The organism is Frankia sp. CgMI4, assembly GCF_001756285.1.
In the GTDB taxonomy this organism is placed as follows: domain Bacteria; phylum Actinomycetota; class Actinomycetes; order Frankiales; family Frankiaceae; genus Frankia; species Frankia casuarinae.
The window spans coordinates 201,523-222,477 of sequence record NZ_MAQZ01000125.1; the positions used below are offsets into that span (position 1 = coordinate 201,523).

Here is a 20,955-nt window from a genome sequence, read left to right on the forward strand (position 1 = left end):
ATAAAGCGGGAAAGGCGGACGACTGGCAACCTTCGGCCCAACTCAGGAAGGATCGCCGACGGGAGACATCCGTGACCGCACACCCGCCGCACCGGGCAGGACGCCGGGCGGGACCCGGTGCGGCGGGCAGCCCCGACGGGGGCGCCCCGACCCGGCTGCGGCCTCCACCGGGCCCGGCGCTATCCGCCCTGCTCGTCGGACGCGGTCTGCGCCCAGGCCTGGGCGAGCATCTGCCTGGTCTGCCCGAGCAGGGCGGGCAGCACCCTGGTCGCGCCCACCACGGGCATGAAGTTCGTGTCACCGCCCCACCGCGGCACCACGTGCTGATGCACGTGCGAGGCGATCCCGGCGCCGGCGACATCCCCCAGGTTCATGCCGGTGTTGAACCCGTGGGCCCCGCTGGCGGCCCGCAGCGCACGGAGCGCGTGCTGAACGAAGAATGCCATCTCGACGATCTCTTCGGGGTCCATGTCGGCGTAGTCCGCGACGTGGCGATAGGGCACGACGAGAAGGTGTCCGGCATTGTAGGGGTACAGGTTGAGGACCGCGTAGACGCTTTTACCCCGGGCAACCACGAGGCCGTCCTCGTCGGACATCCCGACAATGGAGCAGAATGGGCATTCATCGTCACGGGAGCGGCCCTCACCCCTGATATAAGCCATGCGATGCGGGGTGTAGAGCCGCTGGAAAGCATCCGGACCGCCGACCCCCGCCTGCTCCTCCAGGGGAACCCCCTCGGGTGAGAGCTCGGCCGTCACGGGGCGACCGCCACGACGCCGCCCCGGCCGAGCCGAGTGAACACGCAGGCAGCGCCCATCGAGCGGGCCATGGACACCGGAACCTGCTCGGCCGTCAGCAAGGGCACCGCCTCCCCGGGACGAGCTCCCCGGGGGGGAGCAATATCATCTCGTCAATTTATCAGGATCTGAGCGACGAGAGACGCCCCCGGTAGGCGAGGAGGCTCGCGTGCGGGTGCGGTCCGGCGCATGAAGAGGGAGACTGACGGCGTGGGGGGGTCGCCGCCAGTCCCCCTCAAGTGACGTAATCGGTTTCGAACCACGGCGCCCTGGATCTGACGCGCGGATGATGCGCACGAGAGGTCCGCGACCGAGAGGAGCCCTCCCGGCGCAACCCCGCGAGAAGCCATCACGACAACCTTGCGACAGCCCGAGCCCGTTACGCCCTGCCCGACCAGCTTAGCGGACGTTAAGCCGATCTGTACAGCGTCAGCGGCACCTTCATGGGGGAAAACGCCAATCGGACCCGGCGTGGACCCCGCTCGCAAACCAGTGACCTGCGGAAAGGGGCGGGACGCACAACGATGCCGATCAACCATGGACCAACCGGTATATCAACGACCACCGGAATCGTTCCACGGCGACGCACGGCGGCGACCATCTCCAGCACGCGGAACTCCACGGGCACCACGAATCAACAGCATGCGCCCGAAAGGTGGACAGGCCCGCTCCCAAGGGCCGCGACGCATCGCGGTGGCGGCTCGCGCGATRCACCCAGGGGCACGGCGACGCGGGCTTGGACGTCACTTTCCGTGAAGAACGAGGCTCGGAGCCGACCCCGGGTCGAGGTATCGACGCGCTCGTCGCCCACACTGTCTCCCGKGCTGGAGCATCGGCCGGGACCCCCTCCGGGATCMGCCTCCATCGGCGATGTCCCCACCAAAGTGGGGGTAGATGTCGATTCGTCGCCAGCCCACGACGTCGCAGCCCAGACACCCAGAAACCGGCCAATCGGGGATATTTCGCACCACTCCCCGAGGCAGGCGCCCCACCGGGGGCGGACAGCTCCGACCACCCTTCGAGCCACAGCACGCCGCGAGGGCCGGGGGCACACCCGGGCAGACCTCGGACGGGACCGAGACGGCCTGCCACCGGGGGAAACGTGCCGAGTCCCGCCGGCGGGAGAGGACACCGCCGAGCTGCACCACCCGTTTGGAGTAGCCCCTCCCAGGCACCGACAAACCCACCCGGACCAGGAAAAACGCCGCATCGCGGGGGGCGCGAAGATCATCCATCGGACAGATATCTCATGGGAGCACAACAAGCTCCCGGCCCGGGAGCGGAGCATGGCAAGCCCAATCGCGTGGGCGTACGTGGTTTCGAACCACGGACCTCTGCCGTGTGAAGGCAGCGCTCTACCACTGAGCTATACGCCCTTGCCGGTGGGACCACCCTACACGCCGGGGATACGGGCCGACGAAGGGGGGCGGCAGCGGGGGGTCGACGGACGGATGGGGCGATGTCCACCGTCCTGTCCGGTGGCCGGACTGGGTCAGGTTCGCCGCGACTGGYCGTGGTTGGGAAGGGTCCCGATGGGGAAGGCTCACGGGGGAACGGCCTTGGCGGGATGACCTGGCGCTCGGGGACGTTCGGACGCTACGGACAGTAATCATCTATAGGATATAAGTAGAAGATCCGTCCGATAGTCGACCGAACCATGATCACTCGAAGCAGGTTCACCCTTCCGGGCCAGGCAACTCGCCCGAACTACCGTAACGGATGTTGTCTTGGCATAATCTTGTTTCCAACGGGACTCGGAGAGGGAACTATCCCGTTACACGGGTGCTCGCCCGCACCATCGCACCATGAGAGGCCGCCCGATGACTATTCGTCACGATTCAATCACCGCAGAACTCGCCCTCCGCCTTGTCGTTCCCGGCGGGGCKCCCGTGCCGGTCGCCGCCACCGTCCGGTACGAGCCGGCCGATCCGTACGCGATCAGCATCGGCTTCCGCACCGGTGCGGACGAGGTCGTGGAGTGGACATTCGCGCGCCAGCTCCTCAGCGACGGTGTGCGCCGACCTGCCGGGGATGGCGACGTGCAGGTGTGGCCTGCCGCCCAGTCCGGGGGACGGATCGTCTGCCTGTCCCTGTCCAGCCCGTCCGGGCATGCACTGTTCGAGATGCCGCGGTCCGAGGTGCTGGCCTTCCTACGGCGGACGTATTCAGCCGTCCCCYTCGGCGGGGAGAGCGACATCATCGATCTTGACGCCGAACTCGCCCTCCTCATCTGGGGCGGCCCCGAGCGGTGATCTCACCGGGGTCGGGACCGCTGTCCGATCCCGGCAAGCCGGTGCGGGCATTTTGCGACCAGGGGAGGCCCTTCCCCACCTGCATCCGAGGTAGCTTCCACCCGGTCACACACAGACCAGTCACACACAGAGCACCCGCCCGCCTGGCCGGCCTAGCGCCGCCAGGCGGGTCCTTTTGTCCTCGGCCCACCGCCGGTGCCCGGCTTATCGTCCGATCGGCTCGCCAGCCCCACCAGCCGGTCGGCCTTCAGCTCGGTCTCACGCCACTCCGAGTCCGGATCACTCCCCCACGTGATACCAGCGCCGGTACCGAACCAGATCCGGTCGTCCTCGATCCAGAACGTACGAATACCAACAGACAGCCAACCCACGTTCCGGTCGGCATCMACCCAGCCGATCCCMCCGCAGTAGTAGCCCCGAGAGGCCGGTTCCAGTTCTCGGATGATCCGCAGCGCACTCGACTTCGGCGCACCGGAGACGGAACCGGGCGGGCAGGTCGCCRCCAGGAGGTCCCGCCAGCCCACCCCCGGCCGCAGCCGGGCCCGGACGGTCGAGACGAGGTGCACGAGACCGGGGTGTTTCTCCACAGCACAGAGTGAAGGCACCGTCACGCTTCCCGGGTGGGCAACCCGCCCGAGATCGTTGCGAACAAGATCGACAATCATGATGTTCTCGGCGACGTCCTTCTCCCGCAGATCCGCCGCCGTCCGACCGGTTCCCTTGATGGGCCTGGAGCTCACGACGTCGCCCTGGCGGGAGAGGAACAGCTCCGGGGAGGCGCCGACGATGCGCACCCCGGCCTCCGGCACGTCCAGGACGACCGCGTACGGCGCGGGATTGCCGGCGGCGACGACGGCCGCCAGGGCACCGAGATCGACACCGGCGGCACCGACACCGGGACCCCCCGCGCCTTCCGCCGCGGGCGCCGACAGGGGCGCCGACAGCAATCGGCAGAGATTGACCTGGTAGACCTCCCCCGCCGCGATGCGCTCACGGATCGCCGCAACCCCGTCAAGGTAGGCTGCCCGGTTCATGGTCGTCGCCCATGCGGCTCGCGACGGTCCGAGCCAGGGGCCACGCCGCAGCGCCGCGACACCACCGGGAGGCGCCGGCCGCACGTCGGCGAACCGGATGCAACGGACGGCCCCCTTGAAGTCGACGACGACCGCCCAGAAGCCATCTCGATCCAGCACCGCGGCGTCATCGCTGATCTCCACGACCTCGGTCGCGAACCGGCCGCCGGCGAGCAGGAACGAGGAGGCATCCCACGGGGGTGACGGTGCCACACGCCMGAGAGGGCTCGTCTCCCGAGCCGCCACGTTCGTCTCGCTCATTCCGATCACGCTACCGCCGCCCGAGGTGACCCGCCGCCCAGGGCATGGACCAGCCCCTCGACGGCCGCCAGCCGCATGGACGTGCCGTGGGCGAAAGCCGGTGTTCATCCGGAGAACCTTGACCCAACGCAACATCTCAGCGATGCCCGCCGGAYGGTTCGACGTCTGGCCCGATCGTCCGCTAGAGTGCTACCTGCACCGCCGAGAAGCGCGGAGCAGCGCGGACGTGGCTCAGTTGGTAGAGCATCACCTTGCCAAGGTGAGGGTCGCGGGTTCGAATCCCGTCGTCCGCTCGGGAGCAGAGAGGCTTGAGGTCCGTCCCCAGCGGCCTCCCACGGCGGAGTGGCCGAGTGGTTTAGGCAAGGGCCTGCAAAGCCCTGTACGCGGGTTCGATTCCCGCCTCCGCCTCTGATCCYTTCGCGGGCGATTAGCTCAGTGGGAGAGCGCTACCTTGACACGGTAGAGGTCACTGGTTCAATCCCAGTATCGCCCACCGCGAGAAACGTTTTGGCTGTCCTATGAGGGCCACCCGTCACGGGTGGCCCTCTGCGTGTGCGACGGCCGGTGGGCGGTGGGCCGCCCGGAAATCCGGCGATGGGCCCGGCCGCCCGCCGCGCCCATCGCCGGACGAAGCCGGGTCAGCCCGGGCCGGGCGAGGACGCCTCGTCCCCCAGCAGGAACGACGTGATCCCGTCCACAAGGCCCGCCGCCGCCCGGGCCCGCCAGGCCGGGTCGGCGAGCTCGGCCGCATCGGTGCGGTTGCGCATGTTGCCGCACTCCAGGAAGACCTTCGGCACCCGCGAGAGGTTGAGCCCACCGAGATCGGAGCGGATCGTCATACCATCCTCGCCCAGGTAGTCCGCCAGTGGCTGCCCGGTGGCCCGGCCGAAGGCGGATCGCACCATCGCCGCAAGACGTGCCGACGGGGCGAGGATCGGTGCGTTGGCCCGGTCCGGGCTGAGCGCGGGCGCGATGACATGAAAGCCGCGCCCGTCCGCCGGTCCCCCGTCGGCATGTATCGACACCACCGCGTCGGCCGAGGTCCGGTTGCCGATGCGGGCCCGCTCGTCGATGCACGGGCCCACCCCGGAGTCGTTGTCGCGCGTCAGGATCACGCTCGCGCCCCGGGAGCGCAGAATGGCCGCCGCCCGCCCAGCGACGTCGAAGGTGAAGGCGTGCTCCGGGTAACCACTGTCGGTCTCGGCGCCGACGGTGTCGCATTCCTTGTCGAAACCGCCGGCCGGAACCCGCCGGTTGATCGACCCCGCGGCGGCGCCGTTTCCTCCGTTGTGCCCGGGATCGAGAACGACCTTCCGGCCGGACAGGGCGGTTGGTGAGGTCCCGTCCACGCCGGGCCGGGGGCCGGGTGCGCCCGCCCCGGCGGACCCGCCCACCACGAGATGCAGAGCCACCCCGGCGACCAGGGCCACGGCGACCAGGGCCACGGCGGCCGCACCGACAATCCGAAGCAGGATCGATGGTCTGATCCGTGCCGGCATTCGGTGTCTCCCGCCTACGGAGGGGGCCCGTCCCCACCGGAAGTGACCGTACGCGGTCGGCTGCGCGGCGCGCGTACGGGGGCCGCCCGGGCCCGGCCGTCAGCCGGTGACGAAGTCGATCAGTCGTTCCACCGCGCCGAGCAGGCCCACCTCAAGGTCGGTGTAGCTGTCCACCGAGGCCAGGATCCGGCGCCACATCTGCGCCGGGTCCTCCACACCGAGGGCCTGACAGACCCCTTCCTTCCAGGGCTGGCCGCGGGGAATCTCGGGCCAGCGGGGAATGCCGACCGACGCCGGCTTCACCGCCTGCCAGATGTCGATGTAGGGATGACCGGTCACCAGGACGTGGTCACCGGCGACGGAGGCGGCAATCCGGCTCTCCTTCGACCCCGGGACGAGATRGTCCACCAACACGCCGAGCCGGCGGCCGGGCCCCGGGCGGAACCCCGCGACCACCGACGGCAGGTCGTCGACCCCGTCCAAGCTCTCCACCACCACCCCCTCGATGCGCAGGTCGTCACCCCAGACCCGCTCGACCAAGGCGGCGTCGTGCAGACCCTCCACGTAGATACGGCTCGCCCGCGCGACCCTGGCCCGGTGGCGGGGCACCGCCACGGACCCGGACGCGGTGCGCGCCGCGGGGGCCGGGGTCCCGCGGCGGGGGCGCACGAGGGTCACCCGCGCGCCCTCGATCAGAAAGGCGCCGGGTTCCAGGGGGAAGACCCTCCGGATGCCGTGGYGGTCCTCCAGCGTCACCCCACCGTTCTCGCTGCCTACCACAGCCCCGCAGAAACCGGTGGCCACGTCCTCGACCACGAGGTCACGCTCGAGCTCGACCTCCGGCGGGCGCACCGGGCGCGGGCGGGCGGCGGGAGCCAGGACGTCCGGCCCGTAGTCTCGACTACGCATCCTGCGAACCTAAGCCGACACACCATCATGATCAGGGATATCGACGCGGGCGTGTCGAAAATGTGACAGTGTGGTCGTACCGAACGGACGGGTACGCCGGGACAGGCGGGCGTATCGGAACAAACGGGTGCATCGAGATGAACGGGTACATCGGGACAGATTGGTACACCGGGAGAGGTGGGTACACCGCGACGCGAGGGCGGAGCGCGGCGGAGGGGACAYGACGATGAGTCAGCGTTACGGGCCGGGGACCGCCCTGCTGATCGTGGACGTGCAGAACGACTTCACCGATCCGGCCGGCAGCCTCTACGTGGCCGGCGGTGAGCAGATCATCGCCGGGATCAATGCGGAGATCGCCGCGGCGGTGGCCGCCGGCTCCCCGGTCTTCTACAGCCAGGACTGGCACCCGCACGAGACCCCGCACTTCGTCACCGGCGGCGGGATCTGGCCGCCGCACTGCGTCGGGGACACCCCCGGCGCCCAGTTCCATCCCGACCTGATCGTCAAGGGTGAGGTGATCCGCAAGGGGGTCGACGGCAGCGACGGCTACTCGGCCTTCTCGGTGCGTGACCCGGCATCGGGGCGGCGGGCCGCCACGGTGCTCGGTGAACGGCTGGCACAGCTGGGCGTGTCGAGGGTGGTGGTCGTCGGGCTGGCCGGCGACTACTGCGTCCAGGAGAGCGCGCTGGACGCCCGGCTGCGGGGCCTGAAGGTGCTGCTGCCACTCGACCTCACCAGGTTCGTCAACCTGCGCCCGGGCGACGACGAGCGAGCCGTGGCACGCCTGCGGGACGCCGGCGTTCTGGTCGGGTRAGAAGCCGGACCAGACGAGCCCGAACCGCCGGTAGCGGTCGAGCCCGAACTGATCGTGGAGCTGTCCTCGGCGGTGGAGACTGACCAAGAGCCGATCGGACCATGCGGTCGGTCAGGCCGCGCAGTCCCGGCAGATCATCCGTCGCTCGTCCACGAGCTGGCTGCGGTGATGCACCAGGTAGCACTGCGTGCAGGTGAACTCGTCGGCCTGGCGCGGCAGCACGCGGACGTTCAGCTCCTCRCCCGACAKGTCGGCGCCGGGYAGGCCGAGCTCGGTTTCGAACGGATCAACGTCGTCACCGAGATCAGCCGCCGCGTCCGCCCGCCGAGCCTTGAGGGCCTCGAGGCTCTGCTCCGAGGCGTCCTCGATGTCAGCTGTACGAGGGGTGTCGTAATCGGTGGCCACTGAAGTAACTCCCAGAGAAGTTGTGCGTAGTCGTGCGCAACCCACAACGCACGACCGCCGGGGTATGTGCCCGTCAGACCCGCGCTACCCCGATGTGGGCTTCACCACACCCTCGGCCCTCAGACGCCCCGGAGAATCCCCTGGCCTTGACCGACGACGTTGCCGCACTGATCTTCCGCAGCCCAGGAGCCTCGTCCACCCCGCCAGCCCGCCCGGCCGACGTCCGGCAGCTCTCCCGCGGCAGCCGGACGGCACGGCCGGCGCCCCGGTCACCTGGCTGCCCCCACCCGGCTACCCGGTCCGGCGCAGCCAGGTGACCGGGGCGCCGTGGGCGCCCCGGCGCAGCGGTTCGAGCACGTCGTCCCAGGCGGTTCCGAGCAGCCGGTGCAGGCCCCGGGAGAGCGTCTCCCGGGCTTCCCCCCGTTCCAGCAGAGCCCGCAGCGCCGCCTCCCCCACGACGACGTCCCCGTTCGCGGCGATCGCGGCGCGGTGCAGCCCTAGCTCGGGGGTGTATGAGTACCGCTCGGCGTCACACCCTGGTGAGGGTCCCTCGACGGTCTCGAACGTGACATGCCCGAGCCGGCGCAGCGCGCCAGCCACCCGCCCCGCGGTAGCAGGCGACGCCCGCCACTCCAGCCCGGCGAAGAGAAATCCGGGCATGCCGGGCTGCGCCGTCCAGGTCAACGACACTGGCGACGACAGAACGCCGGACACGGTGAACTCCAGGTGCGGGCACAGCGCCGGCGGACAGGYGAGAACCGCCAGCTTGCCCGGCACGGCGAAGGACGACGAGCCGGATGACAGCTCACGAGCTGTCGGGGACATTGCGACCACGCGGGACCTCCGTCGACGAGGAACGCCTTCCCCTGCGCCCGTCGACCCGCCCCCGTTCGGCTGAGTGAATCGTCCCATGGTCCGGCTCAGCGGACTAGCCCTACCTCCTCCTGAAGTATCACTAAATGGCCGGAAGTCTTGTCCGCACCAACCATTGGTGACGGGCTCGGGATGGGCCGATCGGGCAGGTCATCCGAGGAGGCGGGTCACCCGAAAAGATCAGGCGACGACGGCCGACGAGCCGCCGGACCGCCGAGCCGCCGGACCGCCGGGCCGGGAGACCCGGGAGTTACGAACCGGTTGACGGAGGTCCCGCGGACGGGCCCTCGGAGGGCGCGGGACGGGTCCCGACGGTCTTGTCCGCCTGGTCCGCACCGCCGAACAGGCCACCGAGGCCGCCGAGGGCGGTGGTCAGCTCGCTGGGCACGATCCACAACTTGCTCGCCTGCCCCTGGGCGATCCGCGGCAGCGTCTGCAGGTACTGGTAGGCCAGCAGTTTCTGGTCCGCGTCACCCTCGTGGATCGCCCGGAAGACGGTGTCGATCGCCTGGGCCTCGCCCTGAGCGGTGAGGATCTGCGCCTCCCGCTCCCCCTCGGCCCGCAGGATCGCGGCCTGCTTCTCCCCCTCGGCCCGCAGGATCTCGCTTTGCTTGACGCCTTCCGCGGTCAGGATCGCGGCCCGGCGGTCCCGCTCGGCCCGCATCTGCTTCTCCATCGAGTCCTGGATGGACTTCGGCGGATCGATGGCCTTGAGCTCCACCCGGTTGACCCGGATTCCCCACCTTCCGGTGGCCTCGTCGAGCACGCCGCGCAGCTGCCCGTTGATCTGGTCCCGCGAGGTGAGGGTCGCCTCCAGGTTCATCCCACCGATCACGTTGCGCAGAGTGGTGACGGTCAGCTGCTCGATCGCCCGGATCACGTTCGCGATCTCGTAGGTCGCCGCCCGCGGGTCGGTGACCTGGAAGTAGATCACCGTGTCGATCCCGACCACCAGGTTGTCCTCGGTGATCACCGGCTGCGGCGGGAAGCTGACCACCTGCTCCCGAAGGTCGATGCGGTCACGGACCCGGTCGACAACCGGGACCAGGATCGCGAGGCCCGGCGTCAGCGTGCGGTGATACCGGCCCAGCCGTTCGATGACCATCGCGCGCGCCTGCGGCACGATGCGCACCGCCCGGACCAGAAAAATCAGTAGGACCACCGCGATCACCGCGGCGGCGATCACTCCTGCCATGGCGTACCCCTCACTGTCAGCCCCCTCGATGTCGGCCGTCCCGATGCCGGCCGGTTGAAGGCCGGCCGGCCCGATGTCGGCGCTGTCACATCCACTGGCATCGCCGGGGGCGCCGGGGCCCCGGTCGTCAGAGCTCGAAACTGTGGACGATGGCGGTGGCACCATCGATGCGCAGCACCCGCGCCTCGCTGCCGGCCTCGAGCACGGTGGTGGTGGGGTAGGACCGAGCCGACCAGATCTCTCCTTTGATCTTCACGCGACCCCCGCCGCCGTCGACCCGCTCCACCACCATCGCGCGCTCTCCGACGAGCGCGTCGGCACCCGTGAGCAGGGGCGGCGTACGTTGCAGCTGACGCTTCGCCACCGGACGCAGTCCCAGCCCAAATCCACCCGCCGCGACCACGAAGGCGACGATCTGCCAGACCAGATCGACGCCGAGCAGCGCGACACCGGCCCCGATGAGCGCGGCCAGCGCGAACATCGCCAGCGTCAGGTCCAGCGTCAGTAGTTCGCCGACGACCAGGGCGCCGGCGATGACGATCCAGATCGTCCCGTCGGACATGACTCCATGATAGACTGCGGCGTTCAGCAGGCGATCAAAGAATCTTCAAGGATCGCAGGCCCCGCGAACCCGGGATGAAGCGACCCCGGCCCGCGAATACCGTTCGGCCCGTAGGCTTCGGTCGTATGTCACAGGTATGGCCCGGCAGCCCCTATCCCCTGGGCGCCACATACGACGGATCGGGCACAAATTTCGCGATCTTCTCCGAGGTCGCCGACCGGGTCCAGCTGTGCCTGTTCGACGACGCGGGCAACGAGGAGCGGATCGACCTGCGGGAACGGGACGCCTTCGTCTGGCACGCCTACCTTCCCACCGTGGGACCGGGCCAGCGCTACGGCTATCGGGTCCACGGGTCCTACGACCCCGCCCGAGGGCTGCGCTGCAACTCCACCAAGCTCCTCCTCGACCCGTACGCGAAGGCGGTCGACGGGGAGGTCGCCTGGGACCAGGCGGTGTTCCCCTACACCTTCGGCGACCCCGACAGCGTCAACGACRCCGACTCCGGCCCCCACATGATGAAGTCGGTGGTAATCAGCCCGTTCTTCGACTGGAACGGGGACCGCCCGCCACGCCGGCCCTACAACGAGTCGGTGATCTACGAGGCGCATGTCCGGGGGCTGACCAAGAACCATCCCGGCCTGCCGGAGGAGTACCGCGGGACCTACGCGGGAGTCGCCCACCCGGTGATGATCGACCACTATCGCAAGCTCGGCGTGACCGCGATCRAGCTGCTGCCGGTGCACCAGTTCGTCCATGACGAGCATCTGGTCAGCCGCGGGCTGYGCAACTACTGGGGCTACAACTCCATCGCGTTCCTGGCGCCGCACAGCGGCTACTCCGCCTCCGGCGGCCACGGCCGCCAGGTGCAGGAGTTCAAGGGAATGGTCAAGAACCTGCACGAGGCCGGAATCGAGGTGATCCTCGACGTCGTCTACAACCACACCGCCGAGGGCAACCACATGGGTCCGATGCTGTGCTTCCGCGGCATCGACAACAGCGCCTACTACCGGCTCGTGGACAACCGTCCCCAGTACTACATGGACTACACGGGCACCGGCAACAGCCTGCGGGTACGACACCCGCACGTGCTACAACTGATCATGGACTCGCTGCGTTACTGGGTCACCGACATGCACGTGGACGGGTTCCGGTTCGATCTCGCGGCGACCCTGGCCCGGGAGTTCTACGACGTCGACCGGCTGTCATCGTTCTTCGACCTCGTCCAGCAGGATCCGGTGGTCTCCCAGGTCAAGCTGATCGCGGAACCGTGGGACCTCGGCGAGGGCGGTTACCAGGTGGGGAACTTCCCCCCGCTGTGGACCGAGTGGAACGGTAAATACCGCGACACCGTCCGCGGCTTCTGGCGCGGGCAGGACCACGGGATCGCCGAGTTCGCCTCCCGGCTGACCGGATCGAGCGACCTGTACGAGAACAGCGGGCGCCGGCCGTGGGCATCGATCAACTTCATCACCGCGCACGACGGGTTCACCCTGCACGACCTGGTCTCCTACAACGAAAAACACAACGARGCCAACGGCGAGGACAATCGGGATGGCTCCGACGACAACCGGTCGTGGAACTGCGGAGTCGAAGGGCCCACCGACGACCCGACCGTCCTGTCCCTGCGCGCCGCGCAGACCCGTAACCTGCTGACGACGCTGTTGCTGTCCCAGGGGGTGCCGATGCTGGTCGCCGGAGACGAGATGGGACGCACCCAGCAGGGCAACAACAACGCGTACTGCCAGGACAACCCGATCTCCTGGCTGGACTGGTCCGACGCCGAGCGCAACGCCGACCTGATCGAGTTCACCGGCATGCTGTCAAGGCTGCGCCATGATCATCCGATCTTCCGCCGCCGCCGGTTCTTCCAGGGCAAGTCGCTGCGCGGGCAGGGCGGCACGACGCACGGCGCGGCCGAGGCGGTCACCGGCGGGCAGGCGGGCGGCCAGGACGCGGACGGCAGTGGCGGGCGCTCCGGCGACGACCCCGCCGTCAAGGACGACCCCGCCGTCAAGGACATCGCCTGGCTCCGCCCGGACGGCACGGAGATGTCCGACAGCGACTGGGAGTCCGGGACGGCGCGATCACTCGGCGTCTACCTCAACGGTGAGGGGATACCGGACCCCGACGCGCTGGGCCAGGCCATCATCGACGACTCGTTCCTGCTGTTCTTCAATGCCCACCATGAACCGGTCGGGTTCCAGGCGCCGGCGACCAGTTTCGGCAGTTCGTGGGAGATCGTCGTCGACACCCGGGCGTCGACGGCCGAGGTCGACGCCCGGCTCAGCGACACCGCGCTGCTCCACTCGGCCCTCGATCCCGCGAGCATGGGAAGGGCCGTGAAGGCCGGCGATCCCATCGAACTCGACGCCCGCTCGACCGTCGTGCTGCGCCGTGTCAGCTGACCCGACGCACCCCGACGGGGGGTACGGCGCCGACCGGGTGGTACCGACCGCCACCTACCGGCTCCAGCTCAACCTGGACTTCTCCCTCACCGATGCGGCGGTCGTCGTCCCCTACCTGGCCACGCTCGGCGTCTCCCACCTGTACCTCTCGCCCGTGCTGGAGGCCGCGCCCGGCTCGACCCACGGCTACGACGTCGTCGAGCACGGGCAGATCAATCCCGAGCTGGGGGGAGCCGGCGGGCTGCGCCGGCTCGTCGCCGCGTGCCGCAAGGCGGGACTCGGCCTGATCGTCGACGTCGTCCCCAACCACATGGCGATCGCCCCGGAAACGACGAACGCGGCCTGGTGGTCGGTGCTGCGCGAGGGACCCGAATCCCCCTACGCCAGCTGGTTCGACATCGACTGGGCCTCCCCCGACAACCCCGGCCGGGTGTTGGTGCCGATCCTGGGCGCCGGGCTCGCCGACTGCCTGGCGGCCGGGGAGATCTCCGTCGAACAGGACGAGGACGGCGACTGGGTCGTCGTCTACTACGACCACGTGCTGCCCGTCGCCGCGGGCACCGCCAACCCCGACGACGTCGCCGCGACCCTCGACGCGCAGTTCTACCGGCTGTGCTGGTGGCGGGTCGCCGCGACCGAGCTGAACTACCGGCGGTTCTTCGATATCACGACCCTGGCGGCGCTGCGCCAGGAGGACCCGGACGTGTTCGCCGCCACGCACCGGATTCTCATCGAACAGGTCCGCGCGGGGACCTTCGACGGGCTGCGCATCGACCATCCGGATGGGCTCGCGGACCCGGAAGATTACCTGCGCCGGCTGTCGGAGGCCACCGGCGGGGTGTGGACCGTCGTCGAGAAGATCCTGGAGGATGACGAGGCGCTGCCGGACACCTGGGCCTGCGACGGCACCACCGGCTACGAGGGGATCGGCCGGCTGACCCGGCTGTTTCTCGACCCGATGGCGGGTCATCCCCTCGCGGTGCTCTACGGCGAGATCACCCGTGCGGACCCCGACTACGAGGCCGAGGCGCGGGCCGCCAAGCTCGACGTCCTCGCGGGCGTGCTCCAGCCCGAGGTGGACCGGCTGACAAGCCTCGCGCTCGGGGAGGCCAGGGAGGCCCGGGCCGACCTCACCCGAACCGGTCTGCACGAAGCGATGTGCGAGATCCTCGCCGCCTTCGACGTCTACCGGGCCTACATCCGCCCAGACGGCACGCCGAGCCTGGAGGCCCGCGGGCACGTGGTCCGCGCCTGCGAGCAGGCCCGGTCCCACCTGCCGGGGCGGGCGACCGAGGTCGATCTCATCGAGGACCTGGCGCTGGGCGGGCCGGCCGAGTTCGTCGTCCGGTTCCAGCAGACCTGTGGGCCGGTGATGGCCAAGGGCATCGAGGACACCGCCTTCTACCGGTATGCCCGGCTGCTGGCACTGAACGAGGTCGGCGGCAACCCCGGCCGCTTCCCGGCGTTCACGACCGGGCACCCACGCAGCGCCGTCACCGAGTTCCACGAGGCGAACCTGTCGGTCCAGCGAAACTGGCCACTGACGATGACCACCCTGYCCACGCATGACACCAAGCGGTCGGAGGATGTGCGGGCCCGGCTCGCGGTGCTGTCTGAGGACCCCCGCGGCTGGGCCGAGGTGGCCGGCCGGCTCGCGCGGCTCGGGGAACGCCACCGCGACACCGAGCAGGGCTGGCCCGACCGGGTCACCGTCTACTTCCTGCTGCAGACCCTGGTCGGCGCCTGGCCGCTGCCCGCCGACCGGGCCACGCAGTACATGCTCAAGGCCGTCCGGGAAGCGAAGACCCACACGAGCTGGACCGACCAGGACCCCGGCTACGAGGCGGCCCTGACGAACTACATCGAGTCAGTGCTGGAGGACGAYGAGTTCGTCGGCATCCTGGAGCGGTACGTCGCCACGCTGGTGGAGCTGGGCCGGCAGAACTCGCTGGCCCAGAAGCTGCTCCAGCTGACCATGCCGGGGGTGGCGGACGTGTACCAGGGCCAGGAGCTGTGGGATCTCTCCCTCGTCGATCCGGACAACCGGCGGGCGGTCAACTACGGTGACCGCACCAAGCTGCTCGCCGAGATCGGTGTGGAGTCGACCGCCGAGACCGGTGCGCCGCGGCGCCCGCCGACCCTCGACGACTCCGGCGCGGCGAAGCTGCTCGTCGTCGCCCGGGCGCTACGGACCCGCCGCGACCATCCCGAATGGTTCGGGGCGGACGCGATCTACCGGCCGCTGTGGGCCTCCGGCTCGGCCGCGGAGAACGTCGTCGCCTTCAGCCGGTCCGAGTCCGTCGTCACCGTGGTGCCCCGGCTTGTCCTCGGCCTGCGCCGCGGCGGCGGTTGGCGGGACRCCACCATCCCCCTGCCCGAGGGACGCTGGACGGACGTGCTCACCGGCCGCAAGCACGACGGCGGCACCGCCTATGTGCTCCGGCTGCTACGCGACTTCCCGGTGAGCCTGCTCGTCCGCGCGTAGCACGCGGCAGGCCGGCCCCGRCCAACATCTGGTGGCCCGCGGCCGGGCTGGCAGGGGCGGCTCACGGCTGGGTCGCCTGCCTCTCACCGACCCTGAGCCAGACCGTTCAGCCGCCCGTGCGTTCCACCGCGCGTGCGGCAAGGTCCCGGCAGCCGCAAGATGGTCCCTAGGTCATGGCAAGACCCTGGTCCCAGGCTCCTGGCAAATGACATCGCGCACCGGCTCACGCCCGTCATGTTGCAATCCCTCGTAGGGATCATGAGGACCTGGTGGTGGCCCACCCGCCGGTTCGTCATGGTCATGTTGCAATCCCTCGTAGGGATCATGAKGACCCGAAAATCAACGCGCAGGTGGGACGGCGTGTCGTAGGCCCGGCGGAGGGGCGGGAGTGCAGCGAACCTCCGGTCGAACATCACGACAGCAAAATCATGGCATAACGGTGCCATACGATCAAGATGTGGAGGCATCGCGCGGCGGCTGCCCYCCCCTCCGGGGACTACCTCGCTGCCATCTCGCTGCCATCTCGGTGCCATCCGGCTCGGCATGCCGGGCAGCCGGGCGCCTTCGGCCGGGGACCGATGTCGTCACCATTGTCGCCGTCACGGCGTGTCCGACGGCTCTGGCAGGTAGACAAGACCGATGAGCACCCTGCGGCTGTGGGCCCCTGAGGCGAAGACGGTCAGCCTGGTCGTGGCGGGCTCCGCCGGCGACTCGACGCACGAGATGACCGCCGGGAAACGGGGGTGGTGGTGGGTCAACGTCCCGTCCGCGAAGCATGGCACGGACTACGCCTTCCTGCTCGACGACGGCAGCGAGGAGCTGCCCGACCCCCGATCGGCCTGGCAGCCGGGGCCGCTGGGGGTTCACGGCCGGTCGCGGCTGGTTGACCACTCGACCTTCCCCTGGACCGACGGGACCTGGCGGGGCATCGCGCTGGCCGGCAGCGTGCTCTACGAGCTGCACGTCGGGACGTTCACCCCGGAGGGCACCTTCGACGCGGCCATCGGCAAGCTCGACCATCTCGTCGAGCTCGGCATCGACGCCATCGAACTGCTGCCGGTCAACGCCTTCCCGGGCCGGCACGGCTGGGGTTACGACGGCGTCGGTCTGTTCGCGGTGCACGAGCCCTACGGCGGCCCGGACGGGCTCAAGCGCTTCGTCGACRCCGCGCACGCTCGCGGCCTCGGCGTGATCATGGACGTCGTCTACAACCATCTCGGTCCGGACGGCAACTACCTCGGCCGCTTCGGGCCCTACTTCACCGACCGCTACAGCACTCCGTGGGGCCCCGCGGTCAACCTCGACGCCCCCGGCTCCGACGAGGTCCGCACGTTCATCATCGACAGCGCCCTGTCCTGGCTGCGCGACTACCACTGCGACGGGCTGCGTCTCGACGCCGTCCACGCCTTTCAGGACAGCCGGGCACTRCACCTGCTGGAGGAGATCGCCGAGGCGGTCCACCGGCTCGGCGCCCAGCTGCGCCGCCCGCTGTTCGCCGTCGCCGAGTCGGACCTCAACGACCCGAAGCTGGTCGCCRCACCCGAGGCCGGCGGGTACGGCCTGGACGGGCAGTGGTGCGACGACATCCATCACGCGCTGTGGGCAACCCTGTCCGGCGAACGGCAGGGGTACTACGGGGACTTCGGTTCGATCTCGACCCTCGCCCACGCGCTGACCAGTGGGTTCGTCCACGACGGCGGCTACTCGACGTTCCGCGGGCGCTCCCACGGCCGGCCGATCCCCCCGACCACGCCCGCCTACCGGTTCGTCACCTTCCTGCAGAACCACGACCAGATCGGCAACCGGGCCGCCGGCGACCGGGCGTCAGCCACGCTCAGCGACGGCCTGCTCCGGATCGGTGCGGCCCTGCTGCTCACCTCGGCGGTCACCCCGATGCTGTTCATGGGCGAGGAGTGGGGTGCCCGCACCCCCTGGCAGTACTTCACCGACCACACCGCCCCCGGGCTGGGGGACGCGGTGCGGGAGGGTCGGCGCGCCGAGTTCGCCGCCCACGGCTGGGAGCCGCAGGACGTTCCCGATCCCCAGGACCCGGCGACCTTCCAGCAGTCGAAACTCGACTGGTCCGAACCAGGCCGGGAGGGTCACTCCGACCTGCTGGACTGGCACCGCCGGCTGATCGCGCTGCGTCGCCGGCTGCCGGCGCTGACCGACCCGGCGTGGTCCTCGGTCGCGTGCACCTTCGACGAGGAGGCCCGCTGGCTGGTGGTCCGTCGCGGCGACGTGGCGATCGTCGTGAACCTGGCCGCCGAACGGCAGGCCGTCCCCCTCGACGGCGTCCCGTTCGACGCCCCGGCCGCATCCGCCCACGGGTTCACCTACATGCCGGGACGGGTGGAACTCGACGGCGAGCCGGTCGTGATCATCCGCCTGCTCCCCCCGGTCGAGCCGACCGCTGGCTGACCTGTCCGCGCACCAGCCCTCAGCGCACCAGCCGTCAGCGCACCAGCCGTCAGCGCACCAGCCGTCAGCGCCGGGTGTGGTCCCTGGACAGCACGAAATAGAGTCCGCCCAGCACCGCCAGCCCCACCAACAACACCATGACGAGCAGCACGACGTAGGTTCCCATGCACCCATGGTCGCAGGCCTCGGCACAACCGCCAGCGGGTCGTCCACGCCCGGAACGGCGAACAGATACTCCGGCCGGTCCGGCGTCCGGACCGCAGGCTCCGACACCCCACTCGGGTGCGTCAGCCGCACGTTCGGGCCGCCGCACCCGGCCGGGTGCGTCAGCCGGGCAGCATCCCGGCGACGCGGCCCGCGGTGTCGTTCCCCGCCGCRGCGTCCCGAGCCAGCGCGCTCAGCCGGGACATGGCCCGCTGGTACTTCTTGCGATGCGGCCCGGCGAGCAGCTCCGCTCCGAACAGCTCCCCGAAGGGCACGCCGGAGGCCACGACCGGGATCGACCGGTCGTAGAGCCGGTCGGCGAGGACCACCACCCGCAACGCCACCGCCTGATCCTCGACCGGCACGACCCGGTGCAGGCAGACCAGGGTGACCCCGGCCACGAGCGCGCCGTACCGGGAGGGGTGCAGCCCGGCGAGGTGCTCGCACAGCGCGGCGAATCCGTCCTCGGTCGCCCCCTCCACGGCAGCCGCCCGCGCGCCGACCTCGTCGTCGGTACACGGCGGGGGCGCGGCCGGAAGACCCCGGTGCCGATAGTCCTCCCCGTCCACCCGGAGGATGTCGAAGCTGGCCGCCAGACCCTGGATCTCACGGCGGAAGTCGGCGGCGGCGAACCGACCGGCACCGAGGTCCTCCGGCTGGGTGTTGCTCGTCGCGGCCAGGTGGACACCGGCCTCGACGAGCCGAGTCAGCAGGCTGGACACCAGCACCGTGTCGCCGGGATCGTCGAGCTCGAACTCGTCGATCGCGACCAGGCGCAGGCCCGCGAGGGCCCGCGCGGTCGCGGCGAATCCCAACGCGCCGACCAGGGAGGTCAGTTCTACGAACGTGCCATACGCCTTCGGACCGGGCACGGCGTGCCACAGCGAGGCGAGCAGGTGGGTCTTACCGACGCCGAAGCCGCCGTCGAGGTACACCCCCGGCCGCATTCCGGACGGACCGGCGCTTCCGGAACGGCGCGGGCCCGATCCGAACGGACCCGACACCCCCGTCCCCCGGGTCAGGAGCCCGCACAGGCCGCCMTTCCCAGAATGGCCCGCATACCTGGAACGGCTGGAACGGCTGGAACGATCTGAACGGCTGGACCGCCCGGACGAGGCGGTCAACCGGTCGGCGAAMGCGGACAGCGCCATGACCGCGGCGGCCTGGCTCGGCTCGGCCGGATCGGGCAGGTAGCCGGCGAACCGGACCGCRTCGAACCGGGGCGGCGGGACGAGCGCCGCGACCAGGTCCCCGGGCGGCACAATCGGCCGGCGATCGACGAGACGCTGCGCCACCCGCCCAGCGTACGGAGACGCCCGTACCCGCCGTCCCGGCCCGCGGTATCGCGGCCGACGTCACAACGACCGCGATACCACAACGGTTGATCGGCCCCGGGCCGGCCATGGGCTCGCCGCCGACCTGGGTTCGCCGCCGATCGGATGACCAGCACCGTCGCCCGTTACAGTCGGCCCGGTGCGACGTATCTTCCCGGTTCCACCCCCGTTCGCCGGTTCCGCGGGGGCCGCCGGGGCGGTGGCCCCCGGAAAGGCCGCGGCGACCACAGACGCCGCAGCGACCACAGACTCCACGGCCGCGGCGGGCGCCGGGCTCGCGAGGAAGRCCATCGAGGACATCGAGGCCGTCGAGGACATCGAGGACATCGATCTCGACGAGGTGTACGCCTACCCCCCGTCCGCCGCGCATACCCCCTACATCCGGGCAAACTTCGTGGCCTCGGTCGATGGGGCCGCCGAGGTGGGCGGCCGCTCGGGCCCCCTGGGCGGGGAAGCCGACCTGCGGGTCTTCCGGTTGCTGCGCTGGCTCAGCGACGTGGTGCTGGTCGGTGCCGGCACTGCCCGGACGGAGAACTACGGGCCGGTGGTCATCCCGCCCGAACGGAGGGAGCGGCGCGTCGCCGCGGGGCTCGCGGCGGTGCCCCCGATCGCGGTCGTGACCGCGACGGCGGGCTTCGACCCGGGTGCCCGGCTGTTCCGCGGGGAGATCCGACCGGTGCTACTGACCTGCGAGACCGCGCCCCTCGATCGGCGCCGGCGGCTGGCGGCGGTCGCCGACATCGCGATCTGCGGCGGCAGCGCCGTTGAACCCGACCTCGCCGTCCGGGCCCTGGCGGAACGGGGAATGACCCGCATCCTCACCGAGGGCGGTCCGCTGCTGCACTCCCAGCTCGCCGCGGCGGGTCTCCTCGACGAGCTGTGCCTGACGATCGCCCCGGTACTGGCCGGACCGGGCCGACTCGGGATCATGAAAGGCGAGCCGTGGCCGGCACCGGCCGCGCTCACCCTGACCCRGATCCTCGCCGAGGACGACKTCCTGTTCCTGYGTTACCGGCGCTGAACCGGCGTTACCGGCGCTGAACCGGCACCGGCGTCATCCACAGGCGGCCGAACCGGCACCGGCGTCATCCACAGTCGCGTCGCCGCGCGGGCGCGGGCGGGCGGGCCGCTGTTAGCGTCGCCACCGGTAAACCTGATCACGACCTGGGTGGTGTGCGCATGACGGTGCCCGAGGGACGTCGCGCGACGGTGGCCGTCGCCCTGACCCAAGCCCGGCGTGCCCGGCTGGACGTAGCCGCCGCGCTGGAGCGGATCTCGGCGGTCGGTGCCGAGGCCTGGGAGGGTCGTCAGGCCGAGGTCTGGCAACGCCGGATGCGGCGGCTCGCGGCGGAGGCGGCCATGGCCCTCGATCGGTGCGTGCAGGCCTGCGAGACAGCGTTGCAGGTCCGCGAGACAGCGTTCGCCCCGGCGGGCCCCGGCGGGCCGCGGAAGGTCGGCTGACGCGC

Annotated in this window: 16 protein-coding genes and 4 tRNA genes; 10 read left to right on the forward strand and 10 right to left on the reverse strand. The window is 70.4% G+C overall.

The annotated features are described in order from the left end of the window. Window positions 1–179: 179 nt before the first annotated feature. Together Manayef4_RS21660 and Manayef4_RS21665 are read right to left on the reverse strand one after the other, a co-directional pair. Window positions 180–758: an HIT domain-containing protein gene (locus Manayef4_RS21660; RefSeq protein WP_011435802.1), complete on the reverse strand. Its 579-nt coding sequence runs from the start codon at window positions 756–758 to the stop codon at window positions 180–182. Between the two features lie 1,343 nt (window positions 759–2,101). Next, window positions 2,102–2,173 (reverse strand) — tRNA-Val (locus Manayef4_RS21665). A 444-nt stretch (window positions 2,174–2,617) separates the two neighbouring features. On the opposite strand from Manayef4_RS21665, the gene Manayef4_RS21670 reads away from it, so the two are divergent. Beyond that, window positions 2,618–3,049: an SsgA family sporulation/cell division regulator gene (locus tag Manayef4_RS21670; RefSeq protein WP_070133160.1), complete on the forward strand. Its 432-nt coding sequence runs from the start codon at window positions 2,618–2,620 to the stop codon at window positions 3,047–3,049. Between the two features lie 152 nt (window positions 3,050–3,201). On the opposite strand, the gene Manayef4_RS21675 is transcribed toward Manayef4_RS21670, so the two are convergent. Continuing rightward, window positions 3,202–4,383 (reverse strand): chorismate-binding protein, encoded by a 1,182-nt coding sequence (locus Manayef4_RS21675; protein WP_254665785.1) that lies wholly within the window; start codon window positions 4,381–4,383, stop codon window positions 3,202–3,204. A 220-nt stretch (window positions 4,384–4,603) separates the two neighbouring features. Between Manayef4_RS21675 and Manayef4_RS21680 the strand changes: the two genes are divergently transcribed. The 3 genes from Manayef4_RS21680 (at window position 4,604) to Manayef4_RS21690 (ending at window position 4,876) form a co-directional block, all read left to right on the forward strand. Continuing rightward, window positions 4,604–4,676 (forward strand) — tRNA-Gly (locus tag Manayef4_RS21680). 43 nt (window positions 4,677–4,719) lie between these two features. Further along, window positions 4,720–4,791 (forward strand) — tRNA-Cys (locus Manayef4_RS21685). 13 nt (window positions 4,792–4,804) lie between these two features. After that, a tRNA-Val gene (locus tag Manayef4_RS21690) sits at window positions 4,805–4,876 on the forward strand. A 145-nt stretch (window positions 4,877–5,021) separates the two neighbouring features. Here the strand turns inward: Manayef4_RS21690 and Manayef4_RS21695 are convergent. Further along, window positions 5,022–5,882 (reverse strand): N-acetylmuramoyl-L-alanine amidase, encoded by an 861-nt coding sequence (locus Manayef4_RS21695; protein ID WP_011435800.1) that lies wholly within the window; start codon window positions 5,880–5,882, stop codon window positions 5,022–5,024. Window positions 5,883–5,981: 99 nt separating this feature from the next. Further along, window positions 5,982–6,791 carry a DUF3097 domain-containing protein gene (locus tag Manayef4_RS21700; protein ID WP_070133161.1) on the reverse strand — a complete coding sequence of 270 codons (810 nt, stop codon included), beginning with the start codon at window positions 6,789–6,791 and terminating at the stop codon, window positions 5,982–5,984. Between the two features lie 226 nt (window positions 6,792–7,017). Here Manayef4_RS21700 and Manayef4_RS21705 point away from each other — a divergent pair, with 226 nt between their 5' ends. Then, window positions 7,018–7,605 (forward strand): isochorismatase family protein, encoded by a 588-nt coding sequence (locus tag Manayef4_RS21705; RefSeq protein WP_011435798.1) that lies wholly within the window; start codon window positions 7,018–7,020, stop codon window positions 7,603–7,605. A 111-nt stretch (window positions 7,606–7,716) separates the two neighbouring features. Here Manayef4_RS21705 and Manayef4_RS21710 read toward each other — a convergent pair whose 3' ends face one another. The 4 genes from Manayef4_RS21710 to Manayef4_RS21725 form a co-directional block, all read right to left on the reverse strand. Beyond that, window positions 7,717–8,010 carry a DUF4193 family protein gene (locus Manayef4_RS21710; protein WP_070133163.1) on the reverse strand — a complete coding sequence of 98 codons (294 nt, stop codon included), beginning with the start codon at window positions 8,008–8,010 and terminating at the stop codon, window positions 7,717–7,719. A gap of 291 nt (window positions 8,011–8,301) precedes the next feature. Next, on the reverse strand, window positions 8,302–8,835 hold the full coding sequence (locus tag Manayef4_RS21715; RefSeq protein WP_070133164.1) for a DUF3145 domain-containing protein: 534 nt from the start codon (window positions 8,833–8,835) through the stop codon (window positions 8,302–8,304). A gap of 298 nt (window positions 8,836–9,133) precedes the next feature. After that, window positions 9,134–10,078: an SPFH domain-containing protein gene (locus Manayef4_RS21720; RefSeq protein ID WP_011435795.1), complete on the reverse strand. Its 945-nt coding sequence runs from the start codon at window positions 10,076–10,078 to the stop codon at window positions 9,134–9,136. 127 nt (window positions 10,079–10,205) lie between these two features. Then, window positions 10,206–10,640 (reverse strand): NfeD family protein, encoded by a 435-nt coding sequence (locus Manayef4_RS21725; protein WP_011435794.1) that lies wholly within the window; start codon window positions 10,638–10,640, stop codon window positions 10,206–10,208. A 125-nt stretch (window positions 10,641–10,765) separates the two neighbouring features. Between Manayef4_RS21725 and glgX the strand changes: the two genes are divergently transcribed. The 3 genes from glgX (at window position 10,766) to treZ (ending at window position 17,951) form a co-directional block, all read left to right on the forward strand. Beyond that, a complete protein-coding gene (glgX, locus tag Manayef4_RS21730; RefSeq protein WP_070133165.1) occupies window positions 10,766–13,045 on the forward strand; it encodes a glycogen debranching protein GlgX in 2,280 nt (759 codons plus the stop codon). Next, the gene (gene treY, locus Manayef4_RS21735; RefSeq protein ID WP_254665786.1) at window positions 13,035–15,530 is read left to right on the forward strand and encodes a malto-oligosyltrehalose synthase; all 2,496 of its coding nucleotides are present in this window, start codon (window positions 13,035–13,037) and stop codon (window positions 15,528–15,530) included. Before glgX ends, treY begins: the two co-directional genes overlap by 11 nt. A gap of 639 nt (window positions 15,531–16,169) precedes the next feature. Further along, window positions 16,170–17,951, forward strand: coding sequence for a malto-oligosyltrehalose trehalohydrolase (gene treZ, locus Manayef4_RS21740; RefSeq protein WP_070133167.1), 1,782 nt, complete (start codon window positions 16,170–16,172; stop codon window positions 17,949–17,951). A gap of 326 nt (window positions 17,952–18,277) precedes the next feature. On the opposite strand, the gene zapE is transcribed toward treZ, so the two are convergent. Then, window positions 18,278–19,450 (reverse strand): cell division protein ZapE, encoded by a 1,173-nt coding sequence (gene zapE / locus Manayef4_RS21745; RefSeq protein WP_070133169.1) that lies wholly within the window; start codon window positions 19,448–19,450, stop codon window positions 18,278–18,280. Window positions 19,451–19,628: 178 nt separating this feature from the next. Between zapE and Manayef4_RS21750 the strand changes: the two genes are divergently transcribed. Then, window positions 19,629–20,510: a pyrimidine reductase family protein gene (locus Manayef4_RS21750; RefSeq protein ID WP_070133171.1), complete on the forward strand. Its 882-nt coding sequence runs from the start codon at window positions 19,629–19,631 to the stop codon at window positions 20,508–20,510. 158 nt (window positions 20,511–20,668) lie between these two features. Beyond that, window positions 20,669–20,950 (forward strand): hypothetical protein, encoded by a 282-nt coding sequence (locus Manayef4_RS21755; RefSeq protein ID WP_011435787.1) that lies wholly within the window; start codon window positions 20,669–20,671, stop codon window positions 20,948–20,950. Window positions 20,951–20,955 lie beyond the last annotated feature (5 nt).